Source organism: Sandarakinorhabdus sp. DWP1-3-1 (assembly GCF_049896705.1).
Taxonomy (GTDB): domain Bacteria; phylum Pseudomonadota; class Alphaproteobacteria; order Sphingomonadales; family Sphingomonadaceae; genus Sandarakinorhabdus.
On sequence record NZ_JAFCUV010000003.1, the window covers coordinates 727740 to 742382 of the forward strand.

Here is a 14643-nt window from a genome sequence, read left to right on the forward strand (position 1 = left end):
CATGGCGCCGACGACGCCAGCCGAACGCGCCACCGTGGATGCCCATATCGAGGCGTTGCACGCGATGGTCATGCAGCAGCTCGACGACGACCAGGCGGTCGATCCGGTGTCGATCCCTCTCGCCGGCAAGACCAGCATCGCCGATTACATGGTCATCGCCAGCGGCCGCTCGGGCCGCCAGGTCGCATCGATGGCGACCAAGATCGCCGAGCGGGTGAAGACCGAATTCGGCCGCCCGGCGCGCGTCCAGGGCCTGCCCACCGCCGACTGGGTGCTGATCGATGCCGGCGACGTCATCATCCACATCTTCCGCCCCGAAGTGCGCGAATTCTACAATCTCGAGCGCATGTGGGCGTTCGATTCGGAGCCCAACAAGGGCGAGCCGCGCATGGGCGAGCTGCGCGAGGCGCATGAAAGCCGCTCGGCACCGCTGCCCGAAGCCCGCGACCCCAGCCTCGGCGATCCGCGCAAGCTCGGCTGATGCGGCTGCACATCGTGGCGCGTGGCCGCATCGGCGCGTCGCCCGAGGCGGAGCTGGTCGAGCGTTACGTCAAGCGGCTGCGCGGCGACCTGGTCGTCACCGAGATCGGCGACATCGCGCCCTGGCCGCGTTTCGACGGCGGCCGCACGGTGGTGCTCGACGAGACCGGCAAGGACCTGGGCTCCGAGGCGCTGGCGGTGACACTGGCGCGCTGGCGCGACGATGGCGCGCGTGAAGTTCGCTTCCTGATCGGTGCCGCCGATGGCCATGACGCGGCCACCCGCGCCGGTGCCGACTTGCTGCTCGGGTTCGGCCGGGCGACCTGGCCGCACATGCTGGTGAGGGCGATGCTGGCGGAGCAGATCTACCGCGCCACCACGATCATCGCCGGCCACCCCTATCACCGGGCCGGATAGCGCCGCCACGCATCGGCCGGCGCCGCGACATAACGCGACCAGACATGGCGCCACGGGATGAACAGCGGGAACACCAGGACCAGCAGGCATTCGTACATGGTCATGGTCGTATCGGCGTCGATGGTGCCCGCCGTTGAGGCCGGCAGCGCGACGCGCAGCAGCCAGATGGTCTTCCACACCATTTCGAAGAACAGCAGCGGCAGCATGGCGACCGGCTGGCGCAGCCCGAGCAGGCCGAGCAGCGCCAGCGCCCCCAGCATGGCGACCGCGACGCTGCGCCCGAGCAGCCAGGTCGTTTCCGGGTCGAGGATCGCCGGCCAGGTCACCGGGCCGAGGCCGAGGACGAACAGCAGATAGGGCACGCGCAGCAGGTTGAGCCGCGATGGCGGCAGGTCGGTGGTCATATGTCGTCCTTGTTCTGGAGCAGGTCGCCGGGTTGGCAGTCGAGCGCGGTGCAGATCGCCTCCAGCGTCGAAAAGCGGATGGCGCGGGCCTTGCCGGTCTTCAGGATCGACAGATTGGCGAGGGTGATGTCGACGCGTTCCGAAAGCTCGGTCAGCGACATGCCACGCCGGGCGAGCATGGCGTCGAGATGGACGATGATCGGCATCAGATCGTGCCGGCGAGATCATCGCGCATCGCAGCGCCCACGGCGAACACTCGCGCCAGCACGAATATCATCAGCACCGCCATCCAGCCGACGATCGAGACATCGCCGCTGGGCGCCGCCGATCCCATGGCCGGAAAATTGCGCGCGATCAGCCAGCCCGGAATCTCGCACATCTGCAGCGCCAGCAGGCACCAGCCGATTTGCTGCAACCGCACGGCGTTGGCGGCGATGAAGGGGTCGACGACACTGGCGACGACGGCGGCAAGCACCGCCAGCAACCGGGCACTGACGATCGACATGACGATGCCGAGCCCCATCAGCAGCCGCACGCCGGTGGCCGCCGCGGCGATGTCGTTGCCGGGCAGCGCCCGGGCGACAATGCGGCAAAGGCCGCCGGAAAGACCAGCGACAGCAGCAAGGCTGCAGCGGCGGCTACGAGGAACAGCCAGTTGCCGAGTGTGGCGATCCGCACCGCGAGACGCGCTGCTCCGATAAGTCGATTGTCGATGGCCATGCTGGACTCCTTATCGATAAACAATAAGGCTCAAGCCAGGCCGCGTCAAAGAATTTATTGATAAACGATATGGCAATCGCGTGCGGTGCATGCCCCTGCGTCAGACGCCGGTGTGGACAGTCGCGACGCCGGCGCTAGGCTGGCGAAATGAAACTTGCGCCCCTCGCCGCCCTGATGCTCGGCACATCGATCGCCGCCGTGGCCCAGCCCGCCGCGACAGCGCGGGGGAAGGCCTGGTGGGCGGACATCACGGCGCTGGCATCCGACGCCACCGAGGGGCGCCAGCCGGGCAGCCCCGGTTATGACCTGGCGGCGGACCATGTCGTGAAGCGCTTCAAGGCGTTGGGCCTGGCGCCGGCGGGCGACGGCGGCGGCTGGCTGCAGCAGGTGGCGTTCGAGGAACAGTTCATCGACCATGCGGCGTCGACCGCGGCGCTGGTGGCCGCCGATGGCACCCGCACGCCGGTCGGCGTCGGCACGGACCTGCTGATCTCGCCCGGCGGCGCCGCGCGGCCGGCGACTGTCGCCGCGCCGCTGGTCTTCATCGGCTATGGGCTGAAGCTGCCCGGCCATGATGATTTCGCCGGCGTCGACCTGAAGGGCAAGATCGCCGTCGTCATCTCGGGCGGCCCGGCGGATGTGTCGGGGCCGGTGAAATCCGCCAACCGGTCGGACCGGGTGAAATTCCTGGCTGCCGCCGGCGCCGTCGGCCTGATCACGCTGACGACGCCGGCGCAGGTGGAGATCCCCTGGGTGCGGCAGAAGCTGCTGGCCTCGCAATCCGGCATGTATTTCGCCGATGCGACGCTGCGCGAGACGCCCGACGGCTTTTTCAGCGCGCGCCTCGACCCGGCGCAGAGCGAGGCCCTGTTCAAGGGCTCGGGGCGCAGCTTTGCCGAAATGGCGGCGCTCGCCGATGCGTCGGCACCGGTGCCGGGCGTGGCGCTGCCGCTGCGGCTGGAGGCGACGGTGGCCAGGCGGCTGCGCGCGCTGACCTCGCCCAATCTGGTGGCGCGGCTGGCGGGGTCCGATCCGGCGCTCAGGGCCGAGCATGTCGTCCTGTCCGCCCATCTCGATCACGTCGGGGTCGGCGAGGCGATCGCCGGCGACCGCATCTACAATGGCGCCATGGACGATGCCTCGGGCGTCGCCAGCGTGCTCGACATCGCCTCGCGGCTGAAGGCCGGCAAGCGACCGAAACGCTCGATCCTGTTCGTCATCGTCACGGCCGAGGAAAAGGGCCTGCTCGGCTCGCATTATTTCGCCAGGCGCCCGACGGTGCCCGCCGCCAGTATCGTCGCCGATCTCAATTTCGACATGCCGCTCCCGCTGTGGCCGTTGAAACTGGTGCTGGTGCAGGGCGACGGCGAATCGACGCTCGGTGCCGTCGCGCGCGCCGCCGCCGCCAGACAGGGCCTGGCGCTGACGCCCGATCCGCTGCCCGAGCGCAACAGCTTCACTCGCACCGACCAGTTCAGCTTCGTCAAGGCGGGCATCCCGGCGCTGGCGTTCAAGTTCGGCTTCACCAAGGACAGCCCGGAGTTCGTGATCGAGCGCGACTGGCGCGCCAATCGCTATCATTCCCCCAGCGACGATCTCGACCAGCCCGGCGTGCTGAAGGACGAGATCATCAAGCTCGATGACCTGGTCGCGGCGATCACCCGCGATGTCGCAAATGCGCCGGTGCGGCCCGAATGGCTGGCGACGAGCGTGTTCAAGCCGCGCTAGCCCGCGCGCGCCCCGCCTGCGCCCGGCGTGACGAAGCGTACACTGGCCAAGCGGCGCAACTGTGCCTATCTTCCATCCCTGTGTTGCCCAAAGGCTGGTATCCGATGTCGTCCCGCTGGAAGATCGCCCTGCCCTTCGCCGCCCTGGCGCTGATCCCCGGCGCCGCCGCCGTGCGTGCCGCGGCTGAAAGCGACACCTACAAGCAGCTCGACGCGCTGATGGACGTGTTCGAACGCGTGCGCGCCGATTATGTCGACAAGACCGACGATCAAAAGCTGATCGAGGGCGCCATCAACGGCATGCTGGCCAGCCTCGATCCGCATTCGTCCTACCTCGATGCCCGTGATTTCCAGAACATGCGGCAGACCACCGATGGCGAATATGGCGGCCTGGGCCTGACCGTCACCACCGAGGACGGCGCCGTGAAGGTGGTGTCGCCGACCGACGATACCCCCGCGGCGCGGGCCGGCATCAAGTCGGGCGACTATATCACCCATCTCGATGGCGAGCTGATCTACGGCTCCTCCCTGCAGGAGGCTGTCGACAAGATGCGCGGAGCCCCCGGCAGCGTCATCAAGATCACCGTCGTGCGTGAAGGCGCCAGCAAGCCGATCGACTATGCGCTGAAGCGCGAGGTGATTCGCATCAAGCCGGTGAAGTTCGAAACCCAGGGCAATATCGGCATCGTCCGCATCTCGACGTTCAACAAGCAGACCGGCGACGCCACCCGCGCCGCCATCGCCGGCATCGAGAAAAAGCTCGGGCCCGACATCACCGGCTATGTCGTCGACCTGCGCTCCAATCCCGGCGGCCTGCTCGACCAGGCCATCGAAGTCAGCGATGTCTTCCTCGACCGCGGCGAAATCGTGTCGCAGCGCGGCCGCACCAAGAACGACATCCAGCGCTATTATGCCCGCAGCGGCGACCTGACGGGCGGCAAGCCGATCGTCGTGCTGGTCGATGAGGGCTCAGCTTCGGCGGCGGAGATCGTCGCCGGCGCCCTGCAGGACCAGCGCCGCGCCATCGTTCTGGGCCAGCGCAGTTTCGGCAAGGGCAGCGTGCAGACGCTGATCCCGCTCGGCCAGGAAACCGCATTGCGGCTGACGACGGCGCGCTATTTCACGCCATCGGGCCGCAGCGTGCAGGAAAACGGCATCGAGCCCGATATCCAGGTGCCGCAGTTGAGCGACGCCACCCGCGGCGACCGCCCGCGCCTGCGCGAGGCCGACCTGCGCAAGCATCTGATCAACGAGATCAAGGACGGCACCGAAAAGCTGGTCGAAAACGACAACAAGCCCGACCCCCGCTTCATCGCCACGCCCGAGGAATTGAAGAAGAAGGGCGTCATCGATTTCCAGCTGGATTATGCGACGCGGCTGCTCGGCCGGCTCGGCCCCGCCGCGCCGGTGCAGACAGCCGCCGTCGCCCCGGCGGGCAAGGTCGCCCTCCAGAAGTGACGCCGGAATTGCGCAGCGCAGCATAGCCCCCTATTGGGGGCCGCGCCCCCTCGACAGGACTGGACAGCCCTTGCTTCGCCGCCTTTACGACTGGACCCTGGCACGCGCCGGCGGTCCCCAGGCCGAAAAATGGCTGATCGGCATCAGCTTCGCCGATTCGTCGTTCTTCCCGATCCCGCCCGATGTCATGCAGATTCCGATGTCGATCGCTCGGCCGGAAAAATCCTTCCGTTATGCCGCGGTCTCGACCGTCGCCTCGGTTGCCGGCGCACTGCTCGGCTATGCCATCGGCGCGCTGCTGTTCCAGGCGATCGGCGTGCCGCTGCTGCATCTCTATGGCTATGAGGAAAAGTTCGCGACCTTTGCCGCGTCGATCAAGGAACATGGCTTCCTGTGGATGCTGGCCTTTGCCTTCCTGCCCATCCCCTACAAGGTCGCGACGATTGCTGCGGGCAGCGTCGGCCTCGGCATCCCGGTACTGCTCGCCGCCTCGGTGCTGGGCCGCGGCGGGCGTTTCTTCCTCGTCGCGCTGGTGCTGCGCCGCTATGGCGCCGCCGCCCAGGTGATCATCGATAAATATTTCCACCAGCTGGCGATCGTCGCGATCGTGCTGTTCGTCGGCGGCTTCGTCGTCGTCAAATATGCGTTCTGAGGCGCTGACCAACGCGATGCTGCTGGTGGTGCCGGCGGCGTTGCTCGGCGGCGCGCTGGCGTTTCAGTATCTGGGTGGCCTGCAGCCCTGCGAGATGTGCCTGTGGCAGCGCTGGGCGCTGGTGGCGACGCTGGCGTTGGGGCTCATTGCCTGGGCCCTGCGCTCGCGCCCGGTGCTGGTGGCGCTGGCGGCGCTGGCGCTGCTCGTCGATGGCGCCATCGGCGTGTTTCACGCCGGGGTCGAGCAGCATTGGTGGCAGGGCATCACCCGCTGCACGGCACCGCTGACCAGCGGGTCCGACATGCTCGGCCAGATCCTGGCCCAGCCACTGGTGCGGTGCGACGCCATTCCCTGGTCCCTTTTCGGCGTGTCGATGGCAGGGTGGAACGGGATCATCGCGATCCTGATCGGAGGCTATGCGCTATGGCGACTGAAGACGGCGTGAGGCGGCTGCCCGGCAGCCCGAAAGTCGACACGCGGCCCATGGTCCGCGTCGACCAGGCCGGCGAATATGGCGCGGCGCGCATCTATGCCGGGCAGCTGGCGGTGATGGGCGACCGGGCGCGCGTGTCGGGCGAGATCCGCCACATGGCGGCGCAGGAGCAGCGCCACCTGCAGGCATTCGACGCGCTGATGACGCGGCGCTGTGTACGACCGACGCTGATGGGGCCGATCTGGCATGTCGCGGGCTATGCCCTGGGTGCCGCGACGGCGCTGCTGGGGCAGCGGGCGGCGATGGCGGCGACGGTCGCCGTCGAGACCGTCATCGACGAGCACTACGGCGCGCAGTCGGACGCGCTGGCCGACGGCAGCGACCCGGAATTGAAGGCGATGATCGACGATTTCCGCGCCGACGAGGTCGACCACCGCGATACGGCCGCGGGCCATGCCGGCGCCAACAGGTTTCCGTTGCTGCAGGCGGCGATCCGCGGCGGCGTGCGCGCGGCGATCGCGGTGGCAAAGCGGGTCTAGTTGCGGATTTCCGGCCGCAGCTTGTAGCGACCGTCCTCGAACCCCGAAAACATCTGCTGCACCGCCGGATGCTGCACCGGCTCGCCGTCGGCATCAAGCAGCAGGTTCTGCTGGCTGACATAGGCAACGTAAGCCGATTCGTCGTTTTCGGCGAGCAGATGGTAGAATGGTTGGTCCTTGCGCGGGCGCACGCCCTCCGGGATGGCATTCCACCATTCCTCGGTATTGTTGAACACCGGGTCGACATCGAAGATCACGCCACGGAACGGGAACATGCGGTGGCGCACCACGTCGCCGATGGTGAAGGTGGCAGGGCTCGCGGTTTCGATGGTCGCCGCTTCCATCGCCGGCACGCGGCGCCTCAATCTGTCAATCATCCGCCATAACCTTTTCATCGCACGGCATTCAGCCTCCTGCAGGGAAGCATATAGGAACGATTATGGTTCCGTGAAGTGCGACCCCGTGCCCATGATGCCGGCGCGGCTGCATCAAGGCTTGGCAAGTCCACCAAGGCTGGGTATAGCCGCGCCCTTCGACCGGTCGCGACAACGCGGCCTGCCCCAGAGGGGACGCCTCATGAGGAGAGGTGCCAGAGTGGTCGATTGGGACGGTCTCGAAAACCGTTGTGCCAGTGATGGTACCGTGGGTTCGAATCCCACCCTCTCCTCCATGGCGGCCTGCCGGTTTGCCCGCGGCTGACATCGCGGCCTCGACATTTCATGGCCATGATGGCTGAAGACCCGGCAGGGACCGACAGGGGCACGAGGCATGGCTGACGACGACAGGACGGCAAGCCCCGGCGGCGCGCGGCTGTTTCGCCACACGCTGGTCGTCATGGCCGGCGTCGCGGCCGGGTTGATCGCCTGGCAGTTGAGCCACCTGCTGCTGCTGCTGTTCGCCAGCATCCTTGCCGCGCTAATGTTCCATGATTTCGCGGCGGCGCTGCAACGCTGGCTGAAGCTGCCGTTCGCCGTCGCGCTGACATTGGCGGTGATCCTGCCCCTGGTCATCATCATCGTCATCTTCGGCCTGTTCGGCAATCTGATGGTCGACCAGTTCACCGCGCTGACGCAGCAGTTCCCCGCGGCCCTCGCATCGGCGCGGACCTGGTTGCGCACCACCGAGATCGGGCGCGAGGTCATCAGCGGCCTCGATGGCTATGCGCCCGAGGTCGGCACCGTCGTCGGCATCGTGCGCGCCACCCTGTCGAACCTCGGCACCGGCGTGTCGGAGCTGGCGATCGTGCTTGTCGGCGGCGTCTATCTGGGGGCGCAGCCGGGGCTGTACGCCAACGGCATCATCCATGCCGCCGAACGCGCCGGTTTTCCGCGCACCCGCCAGGTCGCCGACCGGCTGCACAATGCGCTGATCGCCTGGTTGAAGGGTCAGGCCGTGGGCATGGCGTTCGTCGCGATCGGCACCTCGATCGGCCTGTCGCTCGTCGGGCTGCCATCGGCGGTCGCCATCGGGCTGGTCGCCGGCCTGTGCGAATTCGTGCCCTATCTGGGTGTGATCCTGGTTAGCGTGCCGTCGGTGATCATCGGCTTCAGCCTCGGCATCAAGACCGGGGTGTTCACCATCATCGCGCTGGTCGTCGTCCAGCAGTTGCAGGGCAATGTCGTCACGCCGATGGCGCAGGGCAAGTTTGCCGACCTGCCGCCGGCGCTGACCATCTTCAGCCTGATCGCCTTTGCCGTGCTGCTCGGGCCGCTCGGCATCATCCTGGCGGTGCCGATGACCGTCGTCGGCATGGTGCTGGTGCGGGTCGCGCTTGAGCCGCGGGCGCCTAGCGAATCAGGCCCGCCTGCCGTAGGGCACCGTTGATCATCGCCTCCATGCCGGTTTCGGCGGGCGCGGCCGGCGCCGCGGGGGCAGCAGGCTTGGCCGCGCCGGCCGCCTGCACCGGGGCGATGCCCCAGAAGCCGGCGATGCGCCGCGTCGACGAGATCCCCGCCTCCAGCATATAGGGGCCGGGCGTGCCGCAGGCCTGGGGCCCCTGTGCCGCTATCGGCGTGCCATGGCCCAGGCCGGCGACGGTCACCGATTCGATCGCCACGCTGCCGTCCTTGGCGCGCCACGAGCGGCGAACGTGGCCGTCGACGCTGTCACGTGCCGGCATGTCGAGGCCCTGGAGCAGCGCCCAGCTGTGGGCGATCGCCTCGGCATTGGCGGGATCGACGGTCTTGTCGGCACTGCCCTGCCAGATCGACAGGCGCGGCCAGCGTACCGTGTCGGGCGATGCGTGGCGGATCTGCGCCGCCAGCGCCGCCGGCGCCGGCAGGCCGTGGCCACGCATGCGGTCGAACGCCTCCGGCACCGTCGCCGCGGCGCCATAGGGCACGCCGGCAATGATGGCCCCGCCGGCAAAAAGCGCGGGCCAGGTCGCTAGCATCGCCGCGGTCATCGCGCCGCCGGCCGACAGCCCGGTGATGAACACCCGCTGTGGATCGAGGCCATGGGTATCGATCATCGCGGCGATCATCTGGCGGATCGACAGCACCTCGCCGGCGTCGGCGCGGATATCGGCGGGAACGAACCAGTTGAAGCAAAGATTGGCATTGTTGCCGCGCACCTGTTCGGGGAACAGCAGCGCAAAGCCCTGTTCGGCGGCCAGCGTCGACCAGCCGGCACCGCGGTCGTAATCCGCCGCGGTCTGGGTGCAGCCGTGGAGAACCACGACAAGCGGGGCGCCGGGCGGCAGGTCGGCCGGCACGAACTGCCAGGCGGTGAGGCCGCCGGGATTGCTGCCCGGGGCAGTGAACGGGCGCAGCACGCCGGGATCGGCCGGCGCCAGGCCGGACATCGCCACCTTCATGGCGGAATTTGCCGCCGACTGGCGCGCCGCCAGCCGTCCGATCGTGTCATTCAGGCTACCCAATCGCCGGATCCTTGCTGGCCGCATCATCGTCATGCGGTATCAACGCCCAGGGTAGCAGCATCGATGCTGCGCTGCAGCAATTAATCCGCAGGACGCTCGCCCTTGCCGAACATGGCGCGGTATCGCACAAAGTTAAACACCGCGGCGGTGCCGGTGCCGATGACGAAAGCCAGCCATAGCGGCGCCCCGAGCCACAGTGCCGCCGAATAAAGCGCCAGGTTGAGCAGGGACCCCGCCAGCGTCACCAACACATATTGGCCGAATTCCTGCCAGCTGGGCGGCGCAGCGGTCGCGAAGGTCAGCCGCCGGTTCAGCCACCAGGTATAGACGATCGCCACCGCCACGCTGGCGATCCGCGACGCATAGCGCGAGCCGCCGAGGTGGATGCCGAGCGCTAGCACACCGAAGTCCACCGCCGCGGCCGACCCGCCGACAAGCAGGAACCGCAGGACCTGGCCCCTGATGCCATTCGAGGGCGTCCGCTCGGGAGCAGTCACCCGGTCAGCCGGCGATGCCGATTTCGGCCGCTGCTGCCCTGATCCTGCCCTGCGCGGCGGCATCGCCGGCAAAGGCCGCCAGCGCATCGTTGCGCGCCCGGGCCGCCGCCGGCGCGTCGCCGAGCACCGAGCGGGCGCGCATCAGGCGCAGCCAGCCGGCCTCGTCGCGCGGATTGGCGGCGAGCCTTTGGGCGAGACCGTCGACCATGCCGGCGATCATCGCCTGGCGGGCCTGGGGGCTCATCGCCGCGGCACCGGCGACCTGGTCGGCCGAGGGTCCGGGCATCACCCCGGCCGGCGGGCCGCCCACGCCGGTTGCCGCCGCGGCGGCCAGAGCCGGCATCGGCGGCGCGGCGACGGTGGCGCCGCCGCTGGCGGGTTGCTTGACGGCAGCAAGCCGCGCGCTGATGTCGATCTTGGCGGCGCGGGCGGCTTCCTCGATGACGCCGCGCAGCTGCGGCACCCAGGGTGCGTCGCTCGCCGATTCGCCGAGCAGCGTGATCCAGTCCTCGATGGCGCCCTTGTTGTCGCCCTGCTGGGCCTTGGCGAGGCCGAGGAAATAGCGGGCGCGAGCGTCGCCGCCGTCCTGCGCGCGCGCCGCGGTGAACGCCGCCACGGCCGCCGGGGTGACGTTGCCGTCGGCGGCCTGGACCAGCGCCTCGCCCCAGGCGGATTGATAGCCGACGCCGTCGGGCTTCAGCGCCACCGCCTTGCCATAGGCGGTCGCCGCCTCGGCAAAGCGCTGGGTCTGGAAATAGGACCAGCCGAGCAGGCGCCAGCCTTCAGGGTCGCTCGGATTGGCGGCCATCTTCTTTTCGAGGCCGGCGACGAGTTGCGCCACTTCGCCGGCGGCCTGGGCGTCGGGCACCGGCGCTGTCGGGGCTGCTGCCGTGACGGGTGCCGCGGTGCCGCCGACGAGCCCCGGCGTGCCGAGGCTCGAATAGAGCCCGCCGGCGGCCAGCGCGACCAGTGCGGCGAGGCCCACCGCTACAAAGGCCAGCGCCCGCGAGCCCAGCGGCCGCGCAGCATCATCGGGGATATGGCCCGCCGCCAGCATCCGGCGCTTGATCTCGACGCGCAGCCCCTCGGCATCGGCGGGCGGGATGGTGCCCGCCGCCAGCTGGACATCGACATCGGCGAGCTGGTCGCGCAGCACGCTGATCGTCGCGGTGCGGGCATCGGCGCGCGCCTCGTGGCGGCGCACCAGCGGGATGGTGAGCACGGCCGCCGCAATCGCGGCCATGAGCGTGAGAATGATCCAGAGGGTCATTGCGGCTTTCTAGCGAAACATTCGGGAAAGGACAGTCAGCCGAGCCGGTCGATCTCGGCGGCTTCGGCAGCAGTCAGCGGCGCCACCTCCGCCGGCCGGGCGCGCCGCGTCCAGGCGAGCAGGCCGATGGCGCCAAGGCCGAGCACCGCGAACGGCCCGATCCACAGCGGCAGCGTGTCGCCTTCGACCGGCGGCTTCAACAGCACGAACTGGCCATAGCGCTGGACGACATAGTCCATGATCTGGTCATCGCTCCGGCCGAGCGTCAGCTGCTCGCGCACGACGATGCGCAGGTCGCGGGCCAGCGGCGCGTCGCTGTCGTCGATCGACTGGTTCTGGCAGACGACGCAGCGCAGCTCCTTGGAGATTTCGCGCGCGCGGGCCTCGAGCGCGGGGTTGGGGAGCATTTCGTCGGGTTGGACGGCGAGGGTGGGGGCGGCGAGGAGAAGGACCACCAGCGCGATTGCAACCAGCTCGACGCTTGCACGCGGGCGACCAGACTTGTGGTTTATGAGCCCCGGCCTTCGCCGGGGTGACAGGGAGAGCCAGGTCACGTTTCCGCCCTCAGCTTCTGCATCAGCGGGCGGATCGTGCCTTCCCAGGTTTCCGGCGAGATCGGCCCGATCTGCTTGAAACGTACCCGGCCCTTCTTGTCGACGATGAAGGTTTCCGGGACCCCAGTGACACCCAGGTCGATGGCGGTACGGCCGGCCTCGTCGGCGGCGATCTGCTTGTACGGGTCGCCGAACCTTGCCAGCCAATCCCGCGAATCCTTTGGCTTGTCCTTCCAGGCGATGCCATAGACCGGATAGCCCTCCTGGGTGATCCGGGTCAGCACCGGATGTTCCTGCGGGCAGGCGGCGCACCAGCTGGCAAAGATGTTGAGCAGCGCCGGTTCGCCCTTGAGCGCGGCGCTGGCAAAGCCCGGGCCGCCGCCCGGCGCATCGGCGATGCCGGGCAGCGCGAATTCCGGCAGCGGCCGGTCGATGAGCTGCGACGGCAGTTCCTTTGGGTCCTGCGTCAGGCCGAAACCGAAGAACGCCACCATTGCCAGGAAGGCGACGACGGGCACGATGAACAACAGCCGCTGCATGGCGCTACTCAGCAGGAACCAGGCCGGGGCGCAACGGCATTGGTGCCGGCGCGCGTGTCGGCGCGCCGATGCGGAACCGGCGGTCGGCGAGGCTGGCGGCGCCGCCGAACGCCATCATCAGCGCACCGAACCAGATCCAGCCGACCAGCGGGTGATGATAGATGCGCACGACGATGCCCGGGCCCCTGGCATCGGTCTGCTGGTCGCCGATGGCGATATAGCTGTTGCCGAGCAGGCCGGTGCCGATGCCGGCCTCCGTCGTCTGGTTGCGGGTGTTGGGGTAGAAACGCTTCTCGCTCGACAGTGGCCGGCTGCTGCTGCCCTGCCGCACGGTGAATTGCGCGCGGATCGCCTGGAAATTGGGGCCCGGCACCTCCCCCACACGATCGAGCGTCACCGCCAGCCCGCCGACGCTTGCCGTATCGCCGATGCGCATCACGAGGATCTTCGATTCGGCAAAGCTGCTCATCGCCGTCACGCCGCAGACGGTGACGCCCAGCCCGGCATGAGCCAACGCCATGCCGATGACGGCGGCGGGCGTGGTGCGGACCAGCCGCGCCGAAAAGCCGCCGGCGCCCTGCCAGCGCCGGGCCAGCACCATGACCCCGCCGAGGATGAGCCAGAAGCCCAGGGCGAAGCCGAACGCCGCGCCGACCTTGGCAAAGCCGAGGGCGATCCCCAGCGCCGCGAACACGCCGGTGGCGAGCAGCGCCGGCCATTTGAGCTTGGCCGCCAACGCCGCCAGCCCGTCGCGCTTCCACGCCAGCATCGGGCCGACCGTGACCAACAGGAGCAGCGGCACCGACAGCGGCACGAAGACGAGGTTGTAATAGGGCGCGCCGACCGAGATCTTCTTGCCGACCGCCTCCATCATCAGCGGGTAGAAGGTGCCGAAGAACACCACCGACGTCACCGCCATCAGGAACAGGTTGTTGAGCGTAAGCCCGGCCTCGCGGCTGACGCCGGAGAACAGCGCGCCCGATTTCAGCTGCGGCGCCCGCCAGGCGAACAGGCCGAGCGCGCCGCCGGTGGCGCCGACGATCATCGCCAGGATGAAGACGCCGCGCGACGGATCGACGGCAAAGGCATGGACCGAGGTGAGGATGCCCGAGCGCACGACGAAGGTGCCGATCAGGCTGAGCGAGAATGCCAGGATGGCGAGCAGGATCGTCCAGCCGGCCAGCGCCTGGCGCTTTTCGGTGACGATCGCCGAATGCAGCAGCGCCGTGCCGAGCAGCCAGGGCATCAGCGAGGCATTCTCGACGGGGTCCCAGAACCACCAGCCGCCCCAGCCGAGTTCGTAATAGGCCCAGAAACTGCCGAGCGCGATGCCGCAGGTCAGCGGGATCCAGGCGGCGAGCACCCAGGGCCGCATCCAGCGCGCCCAGGCGGCATCGGCGCGGCCTTCGAGCAGGGCGGCGACCGCAAAGCTGAAGGTGACGGAGAAGCCGACATAGCCGAGGTAGAGCAACGGCGGATGGAAGATCAGCCCGGGATCCTGCAGCAGCGGATTGAGTTCCGACCCGTCGAGCGGCGCCGGCGACAGGCGCGCGAAAGGGTTGGAAGTCAGCAGCGAAAAGGCGAGGAAGGCGACGCTGATCATCGCCTGGACCGACAGCACCCGCGCCTGCAGGCTGGGCCGAAGATTGTCACCGTACAGCGCGATGCCGGCGCCATAGACGGCGAGGATCAGCACCCAGAGCAGCATCGAGCCTTCGTGATTGCCCCAGGTCGCAGATATCCGATAGGCGAGCGGCTGGGTCAGCGACGAGTGCTGCGAGACCAGCGCCACCGAGAAGTCGGCCTGGGCAAAGCACAGCATCAGCACCACGAACGAAATGAGGATCAGCAGCGCCTGCAGCGGCGCCGCCGTGCGCCCGAACGCCATCAGCGCCGCATCGCCGCGCACGGCGCCCAGCATCGGCAACACCGCCTGGGCCAGCGCGGTCATCAGCGCCAGGATGAGAGCGAACTGCCCGACTTCGGCCAACATGAACTATCCGTCCTCCTCGTCGTCCTCGCGACGGCACGTCCACACTAGCCCAACAGCCGCAAAATGTTAGAGTGGATTACAG

The 14643-nt window shown here is 68.5% G+C and carries 19 protein-coding genes and 1 tRNA gene; 9 read left to right on the plus strand and 11 right to left on the minus strand.

Going from position 1 to position 14643, the window contains the following annotated elements:
* Position 1 precedes the first annotated feature (1 nt).
* Positions 2-481 carry a ribosome silencing factor gene (rsfS, locus tag ACP7AI_RS17000; RefSeq protein ID WP_426170171.1) on the plus strand — a complete coding sequence of 160 codons (480 nt, stop codon included), beginning with the start codon at positions 2-4 and terminating at the stop codon, positions 479-481.
* Positions 481-897, plus strand: a complete 417-nt coding sequence (locus ACP7AI_RS17005) for a 23S rRNA (pseudouridine(1915)-N(3))-methyltransferase RlmH (RefSeq protein WP_426169958.1) — start codon at positions 481-483, stop codon at positions 895-897. The genes rsfS and ACP7AI_RS17005 overlap by 1 nt, the downstream gene beginning before the upstream one ends.
* On the opposite strand, the gene ACP7AI_RS17010 is transcribed toward ACP7AI_RS17005, so the two are convergent.
* Genes ACP7AI_RS17010 through ACP7AI_RS17025 form a run of 4 tightly spaced genes read right to left on the minus strand, consistent with a single transcriptional unit; the run spans position 882 to position 2021 of the window.
* On the minus strand, positions 882-1301 hold the full coding sequence (locus ACP7AI_RS17010; RefSeq protein ID WP_426169960.1) for a hypothetical protein: 420 nt from the start codon (positions 1299-1301) through the stop codon (positions 882-884). The two genes, ACP7AI_RS17005 and ACP7AI_RS17010, sit on opposite strands and share 16 nt — an antisense overlap.
* On the minus strand, positions 1298-1507 hold the full coding sequence (locus ACP7AI_RS17015) for a helix-turn-helix domain-containing protein (RefSeq protein ID WP_426169963.1): 210 nt from the start codon (positions 1505-1507) through the stop codon (positions 1298-1300). The genes ACP7AI_RS17010 and ACP7AI_RS17015 overlap by 4 nt, the downstream gene beginning before the upstream one ends.
* Positions 1507-1836, minus strand: a complete 330-nt coding sequence (locus tag ACP7AI_RS17020; protein ID WP_426169965.1) for a DUF2975 domain-containing protein — start codon at positions 1834-1836, stop codon at positions 1507-1509. The genes ACP7AI_RS17015 and ACP7AI_RS17020 overlap by 1 nt, the downstream gene beginning before the upstream one ends.
* Entirely contained in the window at positions 1824-2021 is a 198-nt protein-coding gene (locus ACP7AI_RS17025; RefSeq protein ID WP_426169968.1) for a hypothetical protein, read from the minus strand. Before ACP7AI_RS17025 ends, ACP7AI_RS17020 begins: the two co-directional genes overlap by 13 nt.
* Before the next feature lie 147 nt (positions 2022-2168).
* Here ACP7AI_RS17025 and ACP7AI_RS17030 point away from each other — a divergent pair, with 147 nt between their 5' ends.
* The 5 genes from ACP7AI_RS17030 (at position 2169) to ACP7AI_RS17050 (ending at position 6830) form a co-directional block, all read left to right on the plus strand.
* Positions 2169-3749 (plus strand): M28 family metallopeptidase, encoded by a 1581-nt coding sequence (locus tag ACP7AI_RS17030; protein WP_426169970.1) that lies wholly within the window; start codon positions 2169-2171, stop codon positions 3747-3749.
* 104 nt (positions 3750-3853) lie between these two features.
* On the plus strand, positions 3854-5206 hold the full coding sequence (locus ACP7AI_RS17035; RefSeq protein WP_426169972.1) for a S41 family peptidase: 1353 nt from the start codon (positions 3854-3856) through the stop codon (positions 5204-5206).
* A gap of 70 nt (positions 5207-5276) precedes the next feature.
* Entirely contained in the window at positions 5277-5858 is a 582-nt protein-coding gene (locus tag ACP7AI_RS17040) for a YqaA family protein (protein WP_426169975.1), read from the plus strand.
* The gene (locus ACP7AI_RS17045; RefSeq protein WP_426169978.1) at positions 5848-6303 is read left to right on the plus strand and encodes a disulfide bond formation protein B; all 456 of its coding nucleotides are present in this window, start codon (positions 5848-5850) and stop codon (positions 6301-6303) included. Before ACP7AI_RS17040 ends, ACP7AI_RS17045 begins: the two co-directional genes overlap by 11 nt.
* Positions 6282-6830 (plus strand): demethoxyubiquinone hydroxylase family protein, encoded by a 549-nt coding sequence (locus tag ACP7AI_RS17050; protein ID WP_426169981.1) that lies wholly within the window; start codon positions 6282-6284, stop codon positions 6828-6830. The genes ACP7AI_RS17045 and ACP7AI_RS17050 overlap by 22 nt, the downstream gene beginning before the upstream one ends.
* On the opposite strand, the gene hspQ is transcribed toward ACP7AI_RS17050, so the two are convergent.
* Positions 6827-7174: a heat shock protein HspQ gene (hspQ, locus tag ACP7AI_RS17055; protein ID WP_426170174.1), complete on the minus strand. Its 348-nt coding sequence runs from the start codon at positions 7172-7174 to the stop codon at positions 6827-6829. The two genes, ACP7AI_RS17050 and hspQ, sit on opposite strands and share 4 nt — an antisense overlap.
* A gap of 236 nt (positions 7175-7410) precedes the next feature.
* On the opposite strand from hspQ, the gene ACP7AI_RS17060 reads away from it, so the two are divergent.
* A tRNA-Ser gene (locus tag ACP7AI_RS17060) sits at positions 7411-7500 on the plus strand.
* Positions 7501-7598: 98 nt separating this feature from the next.
* The gene (locus tag ACP7AI_RS17065) at positions 7599-8654 is read left to right on the plus strand and encodes an AI-2E family transporter (protein WP_426169983.1); all 1056 of its coding nucleotides are present in this window, start codon (positions 7599-7601) and stop codon (positions 8652-8654) included.
* On the opposite strand, the gene ACP7AI_RS17070 is transcribed toward ACP7AI_RS17065, so the two are convergent.
* The 6 genes from ACP7AI_RS17070 to ACP7AI_RS17095 all read right to left on the minus strand — a co-directional run bounded on the left by ACP7AI_RS17070 (position 8617) and on the right by ACP7AI_RS17095 (position 14561).
* The gene (locus ACP7AI_RS17070) at positions 8617-9708 is read right to left on the minus strand and encodes an extracellular catalytic domain type 1 short-chain-length polyhydroxyalkanoate depolymerase (RefSeq protein ID WP_426169986.1); all 1092 of its coding nucleotides are present in this window, start codon (positions 9706-9708) and stop codon (positions 8617-8619) included. The genes ACP7AI_RS17065 and ACP7AI_RS17070 overlap by 38 nt on opposite strands.
* An 80-nt stretch (positions 9709-9788) precedes the next feature.
* Complete coding sequence (locus ACP7AI_RS17075) at positions 9789-10205, minus strand: GtrA family protein (protein ID WP_426169989.1); 417 nt, start codon at positions 10203-10205, stop codon at positions 9789-9791.
* A gap of 4 nt (positions 10206-10209) precedes the next feature.
* Positions 10210-11475 carry a c-type cytochrome biogenesis protein CcmI gene (ccmI, locus tag ACP7AI_RS17080; protein WP_426169992.1) on the minus strand — a complete coding sequence of 422 codons (1266 nt, stop codon included), beginning with the start codon at positions 11473-11475 and terminating at the stop codon, positions 10210-10212.
* A gap of 35 nt (positions 11476-11510) precedes the next feature.
* The gene (locus tag ACP7AI_RS17085) at positions 11511-11930 is read right to left on the minus strand and encodes a cytochrome c-type biogenesis protein (protein WP_426169995.1); all 420 of its coding nucleotides are present in this window, start codon (positions 11928-11930) and stop codon (positions 11511-11513) included.
* Between the two features lie 95 nt (positions 11931-12025).
* On the minus strand, positions 12026-12568 hold the full coding sequence (locus tag ACP7AI_RS17090; RefSeq protein ID WP_426169998.1) for a DsbE family thiol:disulfide interchange protein: 543 nt from the start codon (positions 12566-12568) through the stop codon (positions 12026-12028).
* A 4-nt stretch (positions 12569-12572) separates the two neighbouring features.
* On the minus strand, positions 12573-14561 hold the full coding sequence (locus ACP7AI_RS17095) for a heme lyase CcmF/NrfE family subunit (protein WP_426170000.1): 1989 nt from the start codon (positions 14559-14561) through the stop codon (positions 12573-12575).
* Between the last annotated feature and the right edge of the window lie 82 nt (positions 14562-14643).